The sequence below is a fragment of the Streptomyces sp. NPDC091279 genome (assembly GCF_044757465.1).
In the GTDB taxonomy this organism is placed as follows: Bacteria; Actinomycetota; Actinomycetes; order Streptomycetales; family Streptomycetaceae; genus Streptomyces.
On record NZ_JBIVVA010000010.1, the window covers coordinates 46,411 to 64,399 of the forward strand.

Here is a 17,989-nt window from a genome sequence, read left to right on the forward strand (position 1 = left end):
GCGGCGGGTGTGCGGGGGTCAGCCGAAGAAGACGGAGACCTCGTCGTAGAGCGCCGGGTCGACGGTCTTGAGGCGGGCGGTGGCCTCGGCGATCGGGACGCGGACGATGTCGGTGCCGCGCAGGGCGACCATCCGCCCGAAGTCGCCGTCGTGGACGCAGGTGACGGCGTGCAGCCCGAACCGGGTCGCCAGCCAGCGGTCGAACGCGCTCGGTGTGCCCCCGCGCTGGATGTGTCCGAGGACGGTGGTGCGGGCCTCCTTGCCGGTCCGTCTCTCGATCTCCTTGGCCAGCCACTCACCGACCCCGGACAGCCGCACGTGCCCGAAGGGGTCGAGGGACGTGTCCTTGAGGACGACCTCGCCCTCCCTCGGCATCGCGCCCTCGGCGACGACCACGATCGGCGCGTACGAGGCCCGGAACCGGGAGGTGATCCAGGCGCACACCGTGTCGACGTCGAAGCGCTGCTCGGGGACGAGGATGACGTTGGCGCCGCCGGCCAGCCCGGAGTGCAGGGCGATCCAGCCGGCGTGCCGGCCCATCACCTCGCAGACCAGGACCCGCATATGGGACTCGGCGGTGGTGTGCAGCCGGTCGATGGCCTCGGTGGCGATGTTGACGGCGGTGTCGAAGCCGAAGGTGTAGTCGGTGGCGGACAGGTCGTTGTCGATGGTCTTCGGAACGCCGACGACGGGCACCCCGTGTTCCTCACCGAGCCGGGCGGCGACGCCGAGGGTGTCCTCGCCGCCGATCGCGATGAGCGCCCCGACGCCCTGCCCGGCGAGGTTCTCGCGGATGCGGCGGGCGCCGTCCGCGCGTCGCAGGGGGTTGGTGCGCGAGGAGCCGAGGATGGTGCCGCCCCGGGGCAGGATGCCGCGCACGGTCGGGATGTCGAGCCGCACGGTGTCGTTCTCCAGGGGGCCGCGCCAGCCGTCCCGGTAGCCGACGAAGTCGTAGCCGTACTCCTGCGTGCCCTTGCGGACGACGGCCCGGATCACGGCGTTGAGCCCGGGACAGTCCCCGCCTCCGGTCAGTACTCCCACCCGCATGAGCCCGTCCCTTCGCCGCGGCCGCCCCCTCTCACGCTAAGGGTGATTCAGCTCACAGGGGATGGGTCGGGAGGGTAAATCCGGGACGGGGAAGGGGAGTTCACCCCTGGGGTCGGCTCATCCGTCGAGGCCGCGCTCTATCGCGTAGCGCACCAGCTCGACCCGGTTGTGGAGTTGGAGCTTGCCCAGGGTGTTCTGGACGTGGTTCTGGACCGTGCGGTGGGAGATGACCAGGCGCTCGGCTATCTGCTTGTAGCTGAGCCCCTTGGCGACCAGCCGCAGCACCTCGGTCTCCCGGTCGGTGAGCCGGGGCGCCCCCGGCTCGTCGGTGCCGTCCGCCCCCGCCGCCGGTTCGGAGGCCAGGCGCCGGTACTCGCCGAGGACCAGGCCCGCGAGCCCGGGGGTGAACACCGCGTCACCGACCGCCGTCCGGCGCACCGCGTCGATCAGCTCCTCGGTGGAGGCCGACTTCAGCAGATACCCGGTCGCCCCCGACTTCACGGCCTCCAGGACGTCGACGTGCTCCCCGCTCGCGGACAGCACGAGGACCCGCAACGCCGGGTTGTGGCCGACGAGTTCCTTGCAGACGGCCACCCCGGGCAGCGCCGGCAGATTGAGGTCGAGGACCAGGACATCGGGGCCCGCCGCCTTGGCGCGGCGCACCGCCTGCTCGCCGTCGCCCGCGGTGGCGACCACGTCGAGACCGGCCTCGGCCAGGTCACGCGCGACCGCGTCACGCCACATGGGGTGATCGTCGACCACCATCACCTTGATCGGGTCACGCTCACTCATCGTCGTTCCGCCTTCCCCCGTGTCACGTTCTTCGGCACCGTCAGTTCGACCTCCGTGCCCTGCCCCGGCACCGAGAGCAGGTCGGCCCGGCCGCCGAGATCGCGCAGCCGGCCCCGGATCGACTGGGCCACCCCGAGCCTGCCCTCCCCCTCGGCCTGCGCGAGCCGCCCCTCCGGGATGCCGGGCCCGTCGTCCCGGACGGTCACGACGACCTCGTCGGGCGCGTCCTCGACGAGAATCCACGCGCGGGCGTCGGCACCCGCATGCCTGCCGACATTGTCCAGGGCGGCACTGACAGCGGCCGCCAACTCCCGCGCCGCGGGCGCCGCGAGCAGCACCGGCGCCCCCGGCTCGGCGAGGCTGACCCGGGCGCCTGCATGGGGCGCGAGCAGGGCACGCAGGTCGACCGGAGCGTCGGGGCCGGCGGGTCCGGGCTCGTCGACGAGGTGAACGACGGTGCCCTCGGCGACGTTGGAGAGGGTGCCGTTCCCGGCGGTGCGGGCGGCCGGGAGCAGGCCGCCGGAGACCAGGGTGCGCAGCGCCACTTCCTGCTCGCCCGCCATCCGGCCCAGCTCGGCTGCCTCGCCGCCGATGACCGCGCCGCGCCGCTGCACCATGGCCAGCACCTGGAGGACGCCGTCGTGGATGTCCCGGGCGAGCCGTTCCCGTTCCCGGGTGGTGGCCTCGATCTCCAGGGCGCGGGCGAGGGTGCGTTCGGAGGCGCGGGCGACCTCGACGACGTAGCCGATGGCGATGGAGGCGACCCAGACCAGGACGACGTTGTGGACGGTGTCACGGGCGGGGGTGCCGCGTTCGACGAGGTTGGCGGCGGCGACCAGGGTGGAGGCGAGGGCCGCCCAGCGCCAGCCGCCCTTGATGGCGAACGCCAGCACCGCGCCCGCCGTCCATATCGACGGCAGGGTGGGGCCGCCCTCGTGCACGCGCGCGGGGGAGTCCGCGAACGGGGTGAGCAGGATGCCGGTGAGCGCGATCGTCAGGTCGACGACGAGGAACCGCTTGGTGCAGGCGGCCGCGTTCGCGACCCGGGGCAGGGTCGCCAGGGTCCAGACGGCGAGGACGGTGTAGTAGGCGACGGCGACGGCGGGGCGGTGGAAGCGGTCGTAGGCGGTGACGAAGAACCCCACCGCGTACACCATGGTGAGCACCCGGTAGCCGCTGAGCGCGCGCCACAACGGCAGCTCGACCGACATTCTCAGGACACGCTCGCGCTTGGCCATCTCCCCCACCCCCGTCGGCCCGAACGGCCGCCGCACTCCCGGCCGTTACGGCGCGGACTTCTCCGACCCGGGCCGCTGCTCAGGCCCTGTGGTGTCCGGTTCGGACTTCGCCGATTCAGGCTTCTCCGGTTCCGGCTGTTTCTCCGCGGCCTTCTCCGGTCCGGGCTGTTTCTCGGCGGCTTCTTTCTCCGCCTGCTCCTTCTCGGCCTGCTCCTTCTCGGCCTGCTCCTTCTCGGCCTGCTCCTTCTCGGCCTGGGCGAGGGCGGCCTTGGCGGCCTTCTCCGCTTCCTTCTCGGCCTTCGCCGCGTCCGAGATCTGCCGCTTGGCGGCCGTCGCGTAGATGTCGACGTACTCCTGGCCGGAGAGCTTCATGATCTCGTACATGACCTCGTCGGTCACCGCGCGCAGCACGAAACGGTCGTGCTCCATGCCCTGGTAGCGGCTGAAGTCCAGGGGCTTGCCGATCCGGATGCCGGGCCGCATCAGCTTCGGCATCACCTTCCCCGGCGGCTGGATCTTCTCCGTGTCGATCATCGCGACCGGGATCACCGGGGCGCCGCTGGCGAGCGCCACGCGCGCGAGGCCGCCGGGCTTGCCCCGGTACAGGCGACCGTCGGGCGAGCGGGTGCCCTCGGGATAGATGCCGAACAGTTCACCGCGCTCCAGCACCTCAAGACCGCTCTTGACGGCCGCCTCGCCCGCGCCGCGCGCACCGGAACGGTCCACCGGGAGCTGGCCGACGCCCTTGAAGAACGCGGCGGTCATCCGGCCCTTCACCCCGGGCGTCGTGAAGTACTCGGCCTTCGCGATGAACGTGACCTTGCGGTCCAGCACCGCGGGCAGGAAGAACGAGTCCGAGAACGAGAGATGATTGCTCGCCAGGATCGCCGGACCCTCGGCGGGAATGTTCTCAAGACCCTCCACCCAGGGTCGGAAGGTGACTTTGAGCGGTCCCCCGATAGCGACCTTCATCGCGCCGTACAACACCCCAGTGCCTCCATTGTCTCTCGCTCAGACCTTAACCCGGAGCGCCGCCGAAGGAGCCGACGACCCTGGTCGGTGTCAGTGCGGTCGCGTACCGTGAAGGTCCTGCGAACGCTTCGCAGACCGGGTGCCCTGTTGTCCGCGCCTTCCACTACCGTGTCCGCCCCTTCCACGAACAGGAGACCGAAGGTGCCGGTCCTTCCTGGAGCCGAGCCGTACCGCCACGAGGGCGGCAGTGTCGGCGTCCTCCTCTGCCACGGTTTCACCGGTTCCCCCCAGTCGCTGCGGCCCTGGGCGGAGCGGCTCGCCGAGCGGGGCCTGACGGTCTCGCTGCCGCTGCTGCCCGGGCACGGCACCCGTTGGCAGGACATGCAGGTCACCGGGTGGCAGGACTGGTACGCGGAGCTGGACCGTGAGCTGCGTGCCCTGGGCGAGCGGTGCGAGAAGGTGTTCGTGGCCGGTCTGTCGATGGGCGGCACCCTCGCCCTGCGGCTGGCGGCCCGGCACGGGGAGGCGGTGAGCGGCCTGCTGCTCGTCAACCCGGGCAACCGCATGCACGGCGCGGCCCAGTACGCGCTGCCCCTGCTGCGTCATCTGGTGCCGTCCGCGCCGGGCATCGCCAGCGACATCGCCAAGCCGACCGGTGTCGAGCTGGGCTATGACCGGGTGCCGTTGCACGCGGCGCACTCGCTGCGCGCCCTCTTCCGGGTGGTCGATCGCGAACTGCCGCAGGTCACCCAGCCGTTGCTGCTCCTGCACAGCCCGCAGGACCATGTGGTGCCGCCGGCCGACGCGGCGCGCATCCTCGGCCGGGTCTCCTCGCGCGATGTCCATGAAGTGCTGCTGGAACAGAGCTACCACGTCGCGACGTTGGACCACGACGCGGACCGGATCGTCGAGGAGAGCCTCACGTTCATCGGGCGGCTCGCACCCAGTGTCGGCAAGGAAGGGACGGCCACCGGTGGCTGAACACGACTTCGAGCGTGAGGACCGCGAGCCCGAGGAGCAGGGCGTTCCCTTCGACGAGGACGCGGCCTGGGCGGCGATCGTCGCGGGATACGGCGAGGAACCGGTCGATCCGCCGGGCGCGAAACCGTTCAAGTCGGTCGAGGATCTGGCCCTGTTGGAGCCGGAGACCAACGGCACCGACGGCGACGAGTCCGGCGAGCCCGAGCAGCCGAAGGCGGCCGAGCCCGCCACCCCGCTGGGCGGTTCCGTCTCCTTCGCACCCGGCGTCGGCCCACGCGACCACTCCGTCGCGGAGCCCGGCGAGAACGACTTCGACGCCGACGACGAGGGCCACTTCGTCCCGCCGGAGCCGCCGCCGCTGCCCGCCGCCGACGTCACCGCCAAGTTCGCCTGGCTGGGCGTGCTCGGCGGTCCGGTGCTGCTGCTGGTCGCGATCGTGCTGGGCTGGGACATGACCTGGTGGCTGGCCACCCTCTGCATCGGCGGCTTCCTGGGCGGCTTCGCCACGCTGGTCACCCGGATGAGAACCGACGACGAGGACGACGTGGACCCCGGACGCGGCGCGGTCGTCTGACACCGGCTGTCCAACACCGGCCGTCCGGACGCCAGTTGTCCGACGCCGGTCGTCCGATGCCGGTCGTCCGATGCCGGTCCTCCGACGCCGGGCGGCTAACGCCGGGTGGTGTCGGCGGGGATGCGCAGGGCGGCGAGGACCGGGAGATGGTCGGTGGCCGCCCGCAGGTCCGCCGCCGTCACGCCGGGCTGCTCCAACGGCACTCCGCAGCCCAGCACTTCGATGCCAGGACCGGCGAAGAGCGCGTCGATGCGGCGGTGGGGCGCGTCCCGTGTCCAGGTGTGTTCGCCACCCCAGGGGGCGGTGGCCCAGCCGTCCTGGAGCGTGGCGGCGAGGCGGCGGAACGTGCGGCCGTCGGGACGTTCGTTGAGGTCGCCGCCCGCGATCACGTGCTCCGTGCCGAAGTGGGCGAGGCGGTCGAGGAGGGCGGCGCCCTGAGTGTGGCGCTCCTGCTCGTCCAGGGAGAGGTGGCAGCTCAGTACGCCTACCCGGGCGGCGCCGAAACGGAGGACGGCGGTGGCGAAGCCACGTCGGTGCAGGCCGGGGGTGGCGGGGAGGAGGACGTCCTCGGTGTGTTCCACCGTCGCCCTCAGTGAGCACAGGATCGCCGGGCCCGTGGTGGGGGCGCCGCCGGTGACGATCACCTGGCCGGTGGCTGCGGCCAGGCGGGCCAGTTTTTTGCGCCAGCGGAAGAAGCGGGGGGCTTCTTGGAGGAGGACGAGGTCGGGGGCGCAGGCGGTGATGACGCGGGCGAGGGCTGCGGGGTCGTCGCGCATCGAGCGGATGTTGTAGGTGAGGGTTCTGATGAGGGGGGAGCCGTCGGGCTCTGTGCGGGAGGAGGGGAGCGGCGGCATTTGGTCAATCTACGCCCGCCCCTGCCGGGGGGCGTGTGCGGCTGACGGTTCGTCGTGGGGTTGCGCCCGCAGCGGCGCCGCATATCCGATACAGCGCCGCGCCCCTTGAACAATCCGGCGTTGTGCTTACCGGGAATTACATGATCGGGTCGGGTTCCCTGGCTAGGTCTGCTGCTCCTACCAGGCCTGCTTCGTTGCCGAGTTGGGCGGCGATGACCTCGGCCACGGGGCGCCAGTTGCCGCCTACCAGCCAGCGCTTGTAGGACTTGCGGATGGGGTCGAGGACCAGCTCGCCCTCGTCGGAGAGGCCGCCGCCGACGATGAACGCGGAGGGGTCGAAGAGGGAGGCGAGGTCGGCGAGGCCGGCGCCGGCCCAGCGGGCGAGTTCCCGGTAGGAGTCGACGGCGACCGGGTCACCCTGCCGGGCGGCCATGGAGATGTGCTTGCCCTCGATGCCCTCGGGGCTGCCGTCCCCCAGGCCGAGCAGCAACTCGGCGTGCTCGGGGGTGGCGTTGGCGCGCTGCTTGGCGTAGCGGACGAGGGCGCGCCCGGAGGCGTACTGCTCCCAGCAGCCCTGCGAACCGCACCCGCACAGCAGCCCGTCCGGCACCATGCGGATGTGGCCGAACTCGGCGGCGACCCCGAAGTGGCCCCGGCGCAGCTTGTTGCCGATGATGATGCCGCCGCCCAGACCGGTGCCGAGCGTGATGCAGATGACGTTGCGGTGGCCCTTGCCGCCGCCGAACCTGTACTCGCCCCACGCCGCCGCGTTGGCGTCGTTCTCGACGACGACCGGGAGGCCGACGCGGCTCTCGACCTTCTCCTTCAGCGGTTCCTGGCGCCAGTCGATGTTCGGCGCGAAGTAGACCGTGGAGCGCTGGCGGTCGACGTATCCGGCGGCGCCGATGCCCACGCCCACGATCTCGTGCCCGGCGCGGGCGCCCTCCACCGCGGAGGCGATGGCGTCCACGATGCCGTCGGCCGTGCCCGGGGTCGGCACCTTGTGCATGGAGAGGATGTTGCCTTCCTCATCGACCACGCCGGCCGCGATCTTCGTGCCGCCGATGTCGACGCCGATGGTGAGTCCCATGAAATCCTCAGTTTCGGTCGAGCCCCGCTACGGCCAACCGTACCCGAGCAGGAACTCACTCCACGTCGATGCGTTCACCCGGGGGCGGGCCCTCGTCGCCGTCGGTCCCGCCGGTCCCGTCGGCCTTCGTGGTCCAGCGCCGTTCCTGGGTCTGGACGGCGGAACGGTACGCGGCGAGGAGTTCGCCGCCGGCGGCGGCCAGGTGGTCGAAGACGTCCGGGTTGCGCTCGATGACCGGTTCGACGGCGGCCTTGGCCTGCTGGACGACCTGCCGCACCACCTGCTGCGCGGCCGGTCCCGCGACCGCGCCGAGCAACGGCGACCGCGTCGACGAGAGCCGGTCGGCGACCGCGTCGACCAGCTTGCGCAGCTCCTCGGCGGCCGATCCCGGGGGCGGGCCGTGCTGGGCCCGGCGGCGGGCCTTCTCCGCGGCGAGGTCCTCGGCGCACGCCGTCGACCAGGCGTCGTCGTCGGTGGCCCGCGGTGCGTCGGCGGGCTTCGGCTCACCGGCATCCGACAGGGGAAGCTCTTCGCTCATGACGGACTCCTGACTACGGTTCGTCTCTCCGACGTTACCCGAACGACCGCGCCCGGTTCACCGGCCGCCGGGCCACAGCGCCGGGTCCGGCGCGAACCGGATGCGCAGCTCGCCCTCGCGCAGCGCCGCCCCGTCGACGGTGCACCGGCGCAGCGCCGACGGCAGCGCGACGATCCGGCGGAACGGGCCCACGGTGACGACGAGTTCGTCGCCGCGCCGGATCAGGTCGAGGTCTTCGCGTATCGCGCCGGGCAGCGGGATGTGCCAGACCAGGACGCCGTCGTCGGCGAGCTGGTCGGAGACCGGCCACTCGACGCCGGCGGCGGCTCCGGCGGCGGTGGGAACGGCGAGGGCGGCGAGGTCGTCGGCGCCGCGCGGATCGTGGCCGAGGTGCGCGGCCCGGTGCACCTCGTGGTCCTGCTGCCACTCCTCCAGCACCTTGCGCTGCTGCGCGACCGGCCCGGCGAGCCACCCCTCGGCGGCCTCCTCCGGCAGCACCCGGCTCGCCACCAGCGCCTGCGGCCGCCGCCCCCGCAGGGCAAGGGCGAGCACCGCGTCCCGCACGGCGGTGGCAGCGGCGGGTCCGGGCTCCGCGACCAGGCGAACGACGGTGCCGGCGTCGGCGAGGACGGCCTCCACGGCGCCCAGCTCCAGGTCCCAGCGGGCGGCCGTCTCGTAGAGCCACTCGGAGGGCATCGGGACACCGGCCAGCCGGCCGAGCACCGGGCGCAGCGCCCGCGCCGCCTGCCGTTCCGCGGGCAGCAACCGGCGCAGATAACGGCGGAGTTCCTCGGGGAGCGCGAGCAGCGCGAGGGCCTGCGGGGTGGCGGGCAGGTCGACGACGAGGAGGTCGTGCCGGTCGGCGAGGGCCGCGTCGCGCAGGGCCCGCAGCAGCGTCAGTTCCTCGGCGCCGGGCAGCGGCGTGACCTCCTCGGTGTCCAGGCGGGAGGCGCCCAGCAGGTCGAGGACGCTCGCCGCGCGGTCCTGGAACGCGGCGAGGTCGGCGCGGAAGCCGGCGGTGGCGTCGGGGCGCCAGGCGGTGAGGTTCGGGGCGACGGTCCTGGGGGTGGGGCCGGTCTCGGTGCCGAGGGCTGTGCCGAGGGTGTCCGTGCGGTCGGTGCCGAGCAGGAGGGTGCGGGTGCCCTCGCGGGCTGCGGTGAGGGCGGTGGCGGCGGCGATGGTGGTGCGGCCGGCTCCGCCGGGGCCCGTGATCAGGATCGTGCGCATGGCAGTGACCGTACCCCCGGAAGTGGCCCGCCTCCGTGGGCCTCGGCACTGGGGGCTGCCGCCCCCAGCCCCCCGCTTCGGCCCTGAACGGGCCTCGTCCTCAAACGCCGGACGGGCTGAAGGGCTTACGCCTCCCCCGACTCCACCCTCTTCTTCAGGCCCGCCAGGGCTCGGTCGATGATGACCTTCTCCGCCTTGCGCTTGATCATGCCCAGCATGGGGATCTTGACGTCGACGGTGAGGAGGTAGGTGACCTCGGTTGCGGTGGGGCCGGCGGGCTTGAGGAGGTAGGAGCCGTCCAGGGAGCGGAGCATCTGGGACTTGACGAGGGTCCAGGAGACCTCGTTGTCGCCGGTCCAGGTGTAGCCGAGGGTCTGGTCGTCCTTGATCGCGCCGGCGTCCATGACGAGGCGGACCTGCTGGGCGCGGCCCCGGTCGTCGGTCTGGAGGACCTCCGCCTCCTTGACCTCGCCGGTCCAGTCCGGGTAGCGGGCGAAGTCGGCGATCACCGCCATGACGTCGGCCGGCGCCGCCTCGATCGTGATGCTCGAACTGGTGTGTTCCGCCATCGCCGTGGCTCCTCCGGATACGGGCCGGTAGACAGGTCGTCGTCGGCACGTGTGTGCCGCGTGAAGGCTATCGCGCAGGTGACCGCCGCCGATCACCCGCACCGGCGTCGCTCACCATTCCAGGACCCAGGGCCGGCCGGTGGAGGCGAAGTGCCCGACGTTGACGCACTCGGTGGCGCCGACGCGCAGGCGCGGGGCGAGCGGCTGATGGACGTGGCCGAAGAGGGAGTAACGGGGGCGGGTGCGGCGGATGGCGTCGAGGAGGGCGCGGCTGCCGCGTTCGAAGCGGCGGGCGACGGTGTCGTAGACCAGTTCGGGGACCTCGGGCGGGATGTGGGTGCACAGGACGTCGACCTCGCCGACGGCCTCGATCTTCGCCGCGTACTCCTCGTCGCTGATCTCGTACGGGGTGCGCATGGGGGTGCGCAGGCCGCCGCCGACGAAGCCGAAGGTGCGGCCGCCGATCTCGACGCGGCCGCCGTCCAGGACCGTGGTGCCGACTCCGGCGTATTCCGGCCATAGATCAGGCATGTCGACGTTGCCGTAGGTGGCGTACGTCGGGTTCGGGAAGGCGGCGAACAGCTCGGCGTACTGCTTGCGCACGGCTTTCTCGATCACGGCGGCCCGGTCGGTGCCTATGGTGGCCCAGAGGCGGGCGCCGAAGTCGCGGGCCTCCTCGAAGCGGCGGGCGGTGCGCAGCTCGACGAGCCGGTCGGTGTTCGCCTCGCCGAACAGGTCGGGGAAGATACCGCGCGTGTGGTCGGCGTAGTCGAGGAAGAGGACCAGGTCACCGAGGCAGATCAGGGCGTCGGCGCCTTCGCCGGCGGCGGCCAGGTCACGGACGTTGCCGTGCACGTCGCTGATCACATGGACGCGGTTCCTGCCGTTACCGGGCGGTGTGGGTGCCATGTCGATCAAGGGTAGGCGTGTGCGGCACCGGTGAACAGTGCCGTCCGGGCCTGTGGTTACTGGCCAGTCAGTTTGTGGGTGGACTACCGTACGCGCAGGAACAGCAACAGGAACATCAATCCGTGTGACGCGGCGAACATCTCACCGGTCCCCCTGTCGGAGTCGCCATACCGGCGGGTAACGTCCGGGCAGTCCAGTTGTGCTCAAGGGTTTCGCCCCGTGAATCCCGAGCACCCGCCCGAGCCTTGGACCGCACCGTCGCATCGCACAACGTCGTGGCGCCGGCGCCCTATGAGGAGCAGCAGTCTTGCGCGAGTTCAGCCTTCCGGCTTTGTACGAGGTCCCAGCGGACGGCAATCTGACCGACATCGTCCGCAGAAACGCCGCGCAGCATCCCGAGGTCGCCGTGATCGCCCGCAAGTCGGGCGGCAGCTGGCAGGACGTCAGCGCGACGGCGTTCCTGGCCGAGGTGGTCGCCGCGGCCAAGGGCCTCATCGCCTCCGGCGTGCAGCCGGGCGACCGGGTCGGCCTGATGTCCCGCACCCGCTACGAGTGGACGCTCCTGGACTTCGCGATCTGGAGCGCGGGCGCGGTGACCGTGCCGGTGTACGAGACCAGTTCGCCGGAGCAGGTGCAGTGGATTCTCTCCGACTCGGGCGCGACGGCCTGTGTCGTGGAGCTGGACGGGCATGCGGCGACCGTCGAGTCGGTGCGGGACCGGCTGCCGGCGCTCAAGCACGTCTGGCAGATCGAGGGCGGCGGTGTCGAGGAGCTGGGCGCGCTGGGGCGGGACGTCTCGGACGCCACCGTCGAGGAGCGCGGTTCGCTCGCCAAGGCCGACGACCCGGCGACCATCGTGTACACGTCCGGGACCACCGGGCGGCCCAAGGGCTGTGTGCTCACCCACCGCAGCTTCTTCGCGGAGTGCGGCAACATCGTGGAACGGCTGCGGCCGCTGTTCCGCACCGGTGAGTGCTCGGTGCTGCTGTTCCTGCCGCTGGCGCACGTCTTCGGGCGGCTGGTGCAGATCGCGCCGATGATGGCACCGATCAAGCTGGGCTGCCTCCCGGACATCAAGCACCTCACCGATGAACTGGCGTCGTTCCGGCCGACGTTGATCCTGGGGGTGCCCCGGGTCTTCGAGAAGGTCTACAACTCGGCGCGGGCCAAGGCGCAGTCCGACGGCAAGGGCAAGATCTTCGACAAGGCCGCCGACACCGCGATCGCGTACAGCAAGGCGCTGGACACGCCGTCGGGGCCGTCGCTGGGGCTGCGGATCAAGCACCGGACGTTCGACAAGCTGGTCTACAGCAAGCTGCGGGCGGTGCTCGGCGGGCGGGGCGAGTACGCGATCTCGGGCGGTGCCCCGCTGGGCGAGCGGCTCGGCCACTTCTTCCGGGGCATCGGCTTCACCGTCCTTGAGGGCTACGGCCTGACCGAGTCGTGCGCGGCGACGGCGTTCAACCCGTGGGACCGGACGAAGATCGGCACGGTCGGGCAGCCGTTGCCGGGCTCGGTGATCCGGATCGCGGACGACGGCGAGGTGCTGCTGCATGGCGAGCATCTGTTCAAGGAGTACTGGAACAACCCGGGCGCGACGGCGGAGGCGCTGACCGACGGCTGGTTCCACACCGGCGACATCGGCACCCTCGACGAGGACGGGTATCTGCGGATCACCGGCCGCAAGAAGGAGATCATCGTCACGGCGGGCGGCAAGAACGTCGCGCCGGCCGTGATCGAGGACCGGATTCGCGCGCACGCGCTGGTCGGTGAGTGCATGGTGGTCGGCGACGGGCGGCCGTTCGTGGGCGCGCTGATCACCGTCGACGAGGAGTTCCTCGGCCGGTGGGCGGCGGAGCACGGCAAACCGGCGGATGCCACCGCCGCGTCGCTGCGCGAGGACCCGGATCTGCTCGCGGAGATCCAGACGGCCGTCGACGACGGGAACGCCGCGGTGTCGAAGGCGGAATCGGTGCGGAAGTTCCGCATCCTGCCGTCCGCGTTCACGGAGGAGTCGGGCCATCTGACGCCGTCCCTGAAGCTCAAGCGGAATGTGGTGGCCAAGGACTACGCGGACGAGATCGAGGCGATCTACCAGAAGTAGCCTCGCCCGCAGGCGAGTTGGCTCATGGCGCGGTGTCCTCGACGGGGACCCGCGCCGTCGTGCGTCCGGGCGGCGCGCGGTGAGCGTCACGGACGGGCGAACGCCCCTTCACCCGGCCGCAGTTGTCGGCCACCCGGCCCAACTCCCCTGCTACAGCAGCGCCTTGAGCTTCTCCGCGAGCAGGTCCCAGCGCCACTTCTCCTCGACCCAGGCCCGCCCCCGCTCCCCCATCCGGCGGCGCGGTGAGCGTCACGAACGGGCCAACGCCCCCGCGTCCGGCCGCAGTTGTCAGCCGACCGGCCCAACTCCCCTGCTACAGAAGCGCCTTGAGCTTCTCCGCGAGCAGGTCCCAGCGCCACTTCTCCTCGACCCAGGCCCGCCCCCGCTCCCCCATCCGGCGGCGCAGCTCCGTGTCGCCGAGGAGGGCGACCACCCGCTCGGCGGTGTCGTCGGCCGAGCCGCCCCGCACGACCCAGCCGGTCTCGCCGTCCAGGACCGCGTCCGGGGCGCCGCCGGAGTCGCCGGCCACCACCGGCAGTCCCGTCGCCGACGCCTCCAGGTAGACGATGCCGAGGCCCTCGACGTCCAGTCCGCCGCGCCGGGTCCGGCACGGCATGGCGAAGACGTCACCGGCGCCGTAGTGGGCGGGCAGCTCGGACCAGGGGACCGCGCCGGTGAAGCGCACGGAGTCGGCGACGCCCCGCTCGCGCGCGAGCCTGCGCAGGTCCTTCTCGTAGGGTCCGCCGCCGACGATCAAGAGGACGGCGTCCGGTTCGGCGGCCAGAATCCGGGGCAGGGCGCGGATCAGGGTGTCCTGCCCCTTGCGCGGGACCAGCCGGGAGACGCACACCACGACCGGCCGGTCGGTGAGCCCGAGCCGGGCCCGCACGGCGTCGCCGCCGGAGCCCGGGTGGAACGTCTTCTCGTCGACGCCGGGCGGCAGTTGGACCATCCGGCGGGCGGCCTCGGGGCTGAGCGCGGTGGCGATCCGGGAGCGCGTGTACGCGCCGAGGTAGGTGAGCGTGTCCGTCGACTCCCCGATCCGGCCGAGCAGTTGGCGGGCCGCGGGCAGCTGGGCCCAGCCCGCCTCGTGGCCGTGGGTGGTGGCCACCAGCCGCTCCGCACCGGCCCTGCGCAGCGCCGGTGCCATCAGCCCGAGCGGCGCCGCCGCCCCGAACCACACCGACGTACAGCCGTGTTCACGCAGCAGCCCGGCCGCCCGGCGGGTGACAACGGGCGTCGGCAACAGCATCGTCGTCCGGTCGCGAACGACGGTGAAGGGCTGCTCGGCGTCGAAGGCGGCGGTGGCGCGGGCGCCCTCGGGGCCGCGTTTCCAGGTGGAGGCGTAGACGACGAGCCGCTCGGGGTCGAGGCGCAGCGCCATGTTGTGCAGGAACGCCTGGATGCCGCCGGGGCGGGGCGGGAAGTCGTTCGTGACGATCAGGGTCTTGTGCATCGCCGCCGACCCTATCGACATCCGGTCAGCGGCCCGCCGACCGGTGCCGTCATGTCGGGTGGCATGCTCACAGCGCGACAAGACATCATGTTCCCCTCAAGGCGGGACGCGGACGGCAGGGGAATCACGGTGAAGACGACGGGCGGGGCGCGATCGCTGACGTGCCTGCTGGGGACCTGGGGCGTGACCAGGCTGGTGCTGCTGCTCTTCGTCTACAAGGTGTGGATATTCCCCGGTCCGGACGTCACCAGCGATGTATCGGTGATCTACCAGGGCTGGTTCGAGGTGCTGCGCACCGGCACCTTCCCGCTGGACGACGTCACCTGGCAGTACCCGCCGGCCGCCGCCCTGGCGATCCTCTCCCCCGCGCTGCTGCCGTTCCTCGGCTACGCGCAGGCGTTCTTCCTGCTGGCCTGCGCGGCCGACCTGGTGGCGTTCGCCCTGCTGGTGTACGCGGGCCGGCGGCCGGGGAGGTCGTCGCGCGGGGCGTGGGTGTGGGTGGTGGGCGTGCCGCTGCTCGGCCCGACGGTGTACTCCCGTTACGACCTGATGGTCACGGCCGTCGCGGTGGCCGCGCTGCTCGCCGGGGGCCGGCATCCGCGGGTGATGGGCGCGCTGGTGGGCCTCGGCGCGATGCTGAAGGTGTGGCCGGCGCTGCTGCTGGTCGGCGTGCGCCGCCGGAGCGCGTGGCTGGCGGCGCTGCTGAGCGTGGCGGGGCTCGCGGCGCTGTTCGCGGTGTCGATGCCGGGTCCGTTCGCGTTCCTGACGTTCCAGCGGGACCGGGGCACCGAGGTGGAGTCGCTGGGCTCGCTGGTCTTCCACATCGCCCGCCACCACGGCTGGGCCGGTCAGGTGCTGCTCAACTACGGCTCGGTGGAGTTCGTCGGCCCGTACGTGTCCCAGGTGAGCACGGCCGCCCTGTTCCTGACCGGGATGGCCTTCGGCTGGCTGCTGCTGTGGCGGCTGGCGGCGACCCGGTTCGAGGCGGGCACGGCGGCGGACGCGGCGTTCGTGGCGGTGCTGATGTTCACCGTGACCAGCCGGGTGATCAGCCCGCAGTACATGGTGTGGCTGGTCGGCCTCGCGGCGGTCTGCCTCTGCTTCCGGGGCAGCCGGATGGGCCTGCCGACGGTGCTGGTCCTGGTGGCGAGCCTGGTGACGCTGTTGGAGTTCCCGATCTGGTTCTCGGAGGTCGTCCAGAGCACCACGTTCGGCGTCTGTCTGCTGGTGGTGCGCAACGGCCTGCTGGTCGCCGCCGCTCTCCTGGGCTCCCGCGTCCTGTGGCGGGCCACGGCCCGCCCCGCCGCCTCGACGCGGGTCCCCGGCCAGGCGACCCGCACGAGCGAGACGTCGGTCTCCCCGTGACTCAGCCGAGCTGCTCGCCCAGGTAGTCACGCCACCGCTCGGTGAACGACGCCGAGTCCGTCCCGAGCACCTCCTTCAGCGCGTTCTGGACCGCGCCGGAACGGCTGTGGCGGGCGCCGACCGCCCGGTAGAACCGGCCGAGCTTCTCCTCGCCCCACCCGTCGGCGATCATCCGGCAGGCCAGCCAGCCGCCCTCGTAGGCCTGCGCCAGCTTCGTCGCGTCGCTGCCGAACCCGAAGTCGGCGTCGGTCGGCAGCGCACTGGGAACGTTCCCCTCGTCGACCGCGCGCTCCAGCTCGGGTGCGGCCTGGCGGGCGGTGCGGCCGGTGTCGCGGTAGCCGACCCAGTCCGCGTACCCCTCGGACAGCCACAGCGGGGTGGCGGCGGAGGTGTGGGCGCGGGAGGCGACATGGGTGGTCTCGTGGGTGAGCACGACCTGCTTGCCGAGGTCCCCGAGCCCGGCGTACGCCTGCGGGTTGACGATGATCCGGTCGGCCGGTGCCTTCCCCGCGCCGCCCACCTCGCCGGTGGTGACGGCGGCGATCCCCCGGTACGAGGCGGCGGGCGACCCTAGCAGCCCCGCCATGCCCTCCAGCGTCCTCGGCACCAGCACCACCACGTGCCGGGCCCAGTCGTCCCCCCAGGCGGCGGTGACGGCCGGTACGGCCCGGTCGGCGAGGCGCGCGTAGGAGCGCAGGGTGACGGTGGACTGTCCGACGCCGAGCACCAGGCTGTGGGTGCCCCGCACGACGCTCACCCGGCCCTGGTCCCACGGCAGCTGGGGTGCCTTCGCGGCGGGCTTGTCGGCGTCGACGGACCAGGTGCCGTCGCTCTCGTGGGTCAGGGTGAGGGCGCGGTGGACGCTGACGGGGGCGCTGTCGTAGCCCCGGACCCGGTAGCGCAGCTCGGCGTCGGCGGTGGCCCGCGCCCCGGAGCTGTGCAGCGAGGTCAGCCGGTACGACCAGGCGGCCAACGGCACCGCCCGCGCGTTCGCGAACCAGGTGGGCGCGCCGGTGGCGAGGAAGGCCCCCTCGTCCCCGGCGAGGACGGCGGTGGCCCGCCGGTCCAGGAGCAGCTGGACCTCGGCCGTGTCGGCGTTGTCGGTGCGCTGTCCGGCGCAGGAGACCAGGGCGGCGAGCAGCGGGGCCACCAGCGCCACCGCCGCCGTTCTCGATCCGCGTCCACGACCCGCCACGTTCCTGATCGTAGTGGGGCGGACGGGATCGGGTCAGACGCGGGTGACGGAGGAGACCGGCATCATGCCGACCGGGTCGTAGCGGACCGGGGCGCCGGGGTAGGGGGCGTGGATGACCTGGCCGTTGCCCATGTACATCGCGACATGGCTGGCGTCGGCGCGGTAGGTGACCAGGTCGCCGGGGCGGGCCTGGGAGAGCGGGATCTGCCGCCCGGCGAACCGCTGCGCCTGCGAGGTGCGCGGCAGCGCCACCCCGGCCCGCCCGTACGACCACTGCATCAGGCCCGAACAGTCGAACCCGGAGGGGCCGTTGGCGCCCCACACGTACGGTCGGCCGAGCGCGGACCGGGCGGCGGCGACGGCGGCCGCGGCCCGGCCCGAGGAGGGCAGCGCCGAGCCGAGGTCGGGGAGCACCTCGCGGGTGCCACGGGAGGCGCGGTCGTAGGCGGCGCGCTGCTCGCGGGGCAGGGCGTTGAGGAGGTGGCGGGCCTTGGCGAGTTTCTTCTCGACGGTGCGCTTGTGGACGGCCACGGCCTGGCGGCTGCGGTCCAGTTCGGCGAGGGCGCCGGTCGCCTCGGCGCGCTCCTGGGTGAGTTCGCGCAGCGCCGACTGGAGTTCCTTGAGGCGGCCCGCCTCGTGGGCGTCGATGCGGCCGAGGACGGCGGCCTTGTCGAGGTAGTCGGCCGGGTCGTCGGAGAACAGCAGCGCGATCGTCGGGTCGATGCCGCCGGAGCGGTACTGCGCGCCGGCCAGCGAACCGAGCGAGTCCCGCAGGGAGTTGACGCGCTGCTGCTGGCGGGCGATCAGGTCCTGGGCGTCGGCGACGTGGTGGCGCAGGCGGTCGGCGCGTTCGTCGGCCCGGTTGTAGGCCTCGGTCGCCTTCTCGGCCGCCGTGTAGAGCCGGTCCACCTCGGTTCGGGTGTCGGTGTGCGGTGCGGCGTCCGCGGGTGCGGAGGCGAGCACGGCGACGGCGGCCGACAGGGCGCACAGGGCGGCGCCGGCCCCCCGGTTGAACCCGGACGACGGTGCAAGGCGGCGATGGGACCCCACGGGAAGCCGCGCTCCTTCCGCTGGCGGA

17 protein-coding genes are annotated in these 17,989 nt (G+C 72.6%); 4 read left to right on the forward strand and 13 right to left on the reverse strand.

All coding sequences use genetic code 11. The features are described 5' to 3' along the window. Positions 1–18: 18 nt before the first annotated feature. From ACIQOU_RS24835 to ACIQOU_RS24850, 4 genes are all read right to left on the reverse strand, one after another. Positions 19–1,047, reverse strand: coding sequence for a 6-phosphofructokinase (locus tag ACIQOU_RS24835; protein ID WP_401539100.1), 1,029 nt, complete (start codon positions 1,045–1,047; stop codon positions 19–21). 117 nt (positions 1,048–1,164) lie between these two features. Then, positions 1,165–1,839, reverse strand: a complete 675-nt coding sequence (locus ACIQOU_RS24840) for a response regulator (RefSeq protein WP_401539102.1) — start codon at positions 1,837–1,839, stop codon at positions 1,165–1,167. Next, positions 1,836–3,077 carry a MacS family sensor histidine kinase gene (macS, locus tag ACIQOU_RS24845; protein WP_401539103.1) on the reverse strand — a complete coding sequence of 414 codons (1,242 nt, stop codon included), beginning with the start codon at positions 3,075–3,077 and terminating at the stop codon, positions 1,836–1,838. The genes ACIQOU_RS24840 and macS overlap by 4 nt, the downstream gene beginning before the upstream one ends. Before the next feature lie 45 nt (positions 3,078–3,122). Continuing rightward, positions 3,123–4,049 carry a 1-acyl-sn-glycerol-3-phosphate acyltransferase gene (locus ACIQOU_RS24850; RefSeq protein WP_401539105.1) on the reverse strand — a complete coding sequence of 309 codons (927 nt, stop codon included), beginning with the start codon at positions 4,047–4,049 and terminating at the stop codon, positions 3,123–3,125. 201 nt (positions 4,050–4,250) lie between these two features. Here ACIQOU_RS24850 and ACIQOU_RS24855 point away from each other — a divergent pair, with 201 nt between their 5' ends. Together ACIQOU_RS24855 and ACIQOU_RS24860 are read left to right on the forward strand one after the other, a co-directional pair. Then, positions 4,251–5,030, forward strand: a complete 780-nt coding sequence (locus ACIQOU_RS24855) for an alpha/beta hydrolase (RefSeq protein WP_401539107.1) — start codon at positions 4,251–4,253, stop codon at positions 5,028–5,030. Continuing rightward, positions 5,023–5,604 (forward strand): hypothetical protein, encoded by a 582-nt coding sequence (locus tag ACIQOU_RS24860; RefSeq protein ID WP_401539108.1) that lies wholly within the window; start codon positions 5,023–5,025, stop codon positions 5,602–5,604. The genes ACIQOU_RS24855 and ACIQOU_RS24860 overlap by 8 nt, the downstream gene beginning before the upstream one ends. Positions 5,605–5,699: 95 nt before the next feature. Here ACIQOU_RS24860 and ACIQOU_RS24865 read toward each other — a convergent pair whose 3' ends face one another. From ACIQOU_RS24865 to ACIQOU_RS24890, 6 genes are all read right to left on the reverse strand, one after another. Next, positions 5,700–6,458 carry an endonuclease/exonuclease/phosphatase family protein gene (locus ACIQOU_RS24865; protein WP_401539110.1) on the reverse strand — a complete coding sequence of 253 codons (759 nt, stop codon included), beginning with the start codon at positions 6,456–6,458 and terminating at the stop codon, positions 5,700–5,702. Between the two features lie 136 nt (positions 6,459–6,594). After that, complete coding sequence (locus tag ACIQOU_RS24870) at positions 6,595–7,548, reverse strand: ROK family glucokinase (protein ID WP_401539112.1); 954 nt, start codon at positions 7,546–7,548, stop codon at positions 6,595–6,597. A 55-nt stretch (positions 7,549–7,603) separates the two neighbouring features. Continuing rightward, the gene (locus tag ACIQOU_RS24875; protein WP_401539113.1) at positions 7,604–8,086 is read right to left on the reverse strand and encodes a DUF5304 domain-containing protein; all 483 of its coding nucleotides are present in this window, start codon (positions 8,084–8,086) and stop codon (positions 7,604–7,606) included. Between the two features lie 57 nt (positions 8,087–8,143). Next, a complete protein-coding gene (locus ACIQOU_RS24880) occupies positions 8,144–9,313 on the reverse strand; it encodes an ArsA family ATPase (protein ID WP_401539114.1) in 1,170 nt (389 codons plus the stop codon). Between the two features lie 125 nt (positions 9,314–9,438). Then, positions 9,439–9,882: an SRPBCC family protein gene (locus tag ACIQOU_RS24885; RefSeq protein ID WP_401539116.1), complete on the reverse strand. Its 444-nt coding sequence runs from the start codon at positions 9,880–9,882 to the stop codon at positions 9,439–9,441. 111 nt (positions 9,883–9,993) lie between these two features. Next, entirely contained in the window at positions 9,994–10,791 is a 798-nt protein-coding gene (locus ACIQOU_RS24890; protein WP_401539118.1) for a metallophosphoesterase, read from the reverse strand. A 307-nt stretch (positions 10,792–11,098) separates the two neighbouring features. Here ACIQOU_RS24890 and ACIQOU_RS24895 point away from each other — a divergent pair, with 307 nt between their 5' ends. Beyond that, a complete protein-coding gene (locus ACIQOU_RS24895; RefSeq protein ID WP_401539119.1) occupies positions 11,099–12,895 on the forward strand; it encodes an AMP-dependent synthetase/ligase in 1,797 nt (598 codons plus the stop codon). 313 nt (positions 12,896–13,208) lie between these two features. Here the strand turns inward: ACIQOU_RS24895 and ACIQOU_RS24900 are convergent, their stop codons facing one another. Next, a complete protein-coding gene (locus ACIQOU_RS24900; RefSeq protein WP_401539121.1) occupies positions 13,209–14,351 on the reverse strand; it encodes a glycosyltransferase family 4 protein in 1,143 nt (380 codons plus the stop codon). Between the two features lie 129 nt (positions 14,352–14,480). On the opposite strand from ACIQOU_RS24900, the gene ACIQOU_RS24905 reads away from it, so the two are divergent. Next, positions 14,481–15,716: a glycosyltransferase 87 family protein gene (locus ACIQOU_RS24905; RefSeq protein WP_401539122.1), complete on the forward strand. Its 1,236-nt coding sequence runs from the start codon at positions 14,481–14,483 to the stop codon at positions 15,714–15,716. Position 15,717: 1 nt separating this feature from the next. Here ACIQOU_RS24905 and ACIQOU_RS24910 read toward each other — a convergent pair whose 3' ends face one another. Next, on the reverse strand, positions 15,718–16,911 hold the full coding sequence (locus ACIQOU_RS24910; RefSeq protein WP_401539123.1) for a hypothetical protein: 1,194 nt from the start codon (positions 16,909–16,911) through the stop codon (positions 15,718–15,720). A gap of 33 nt (positions 16,912–16,944) precedes the next feature. Next, positions 16,945–17,961, reverse strand: a complete 1,017-nt coding sequence (locus ACIQOU_RS24915) for an NlpC/P60 family protein (protein ID WP_401539125.1) — start codon at positions 17,959–17,961, stop codon at positions 16,945–16,947. Positions 17,962–17,989 lie beyond the last annotated feature (28 nt).

Bases quoted from the DNA above. Each gene is read 5' to 3' on its own strand.
- ACIQOU_RS24835 (WP_401539100.1), bottom strand. From the start codon at position 1,047: ATGCGGGTGGGAGTACTGACCGGAGGCGGGGACTGTCCCGGGCTCAAC.
- ACIQOU_RS24840 (WP_401539102.1), bottom strand. From the start codon at position 1,839: ATGAGTGAGCGTGACCCGATCAAGGTGATGGTGGTCGACGATCACCCC.
- macS (WP_401539103.1), bottom strand. From the start codon at position 3,077: ATGGCCAAGCGCGAGCGTGTCCTGAGAATGTCGGTCGAGCTGCCGTTG.
- ACIQOU_RS24850 (WP_401539105.1), bottom strand. From the start codon at position 4,049: ATGAAGGTCGCTATCGGGGGACCGCTCAAAGTCACCTTCCGACCCTGG.
- ACIQOU_RS24865 (WP_401539110.1), bottom strand. From the start codon at position 6,458: ATGCCGCCGCTCCCCTCCTCCCGCACAGAGCCCGACGGCTCCCCCCTC.
- ACIQOU_RS24870 (WP_401539112.1), bottom strand. From the start codon at position 7,548: ATGGGACTCACCATCGGCGTCGACATCGGCGGCACGAAGATCGCGGCC.
- ACIQOU_RS24875 (WP_401539113.1), bottom strand. From the start codon at position 8,086: ATGAGCGAAGAGCTTCCCCTGTCGGATGCCGGTGAGCCGAAGCCCGCC.
- ACIQOU_RS24880 (WP_401539114.1), bottom strand. From the start codon at position 9,313: ATGCGCACGATCCTGATCACGGGCCCCGGCGGAGCCGGCCGCACCACC.
- ACIQOU_RS24885 (WP_401539116.1), bottom strand. From the start codon at position 9,882: ATGGCGGAACACACCAGTTCGAGCATCACGATCGAGGCGGCGCCGGCC.
- ACIQOU_RS24890 (WP_401539118.1), bottom strand. From the start codon at position 10,791: ATGGCACCCACACCGCCCGGTAACGGCAGGAACCGCGTCCATGTGATC.
- ACIQOU_RS24900 (WP_401539121.1), bottom strand. From the start codon at position 14,351: ATGCACAAGACCCTGATCGTCACGAACGACTTCCCGCCCCGCCCCGGC.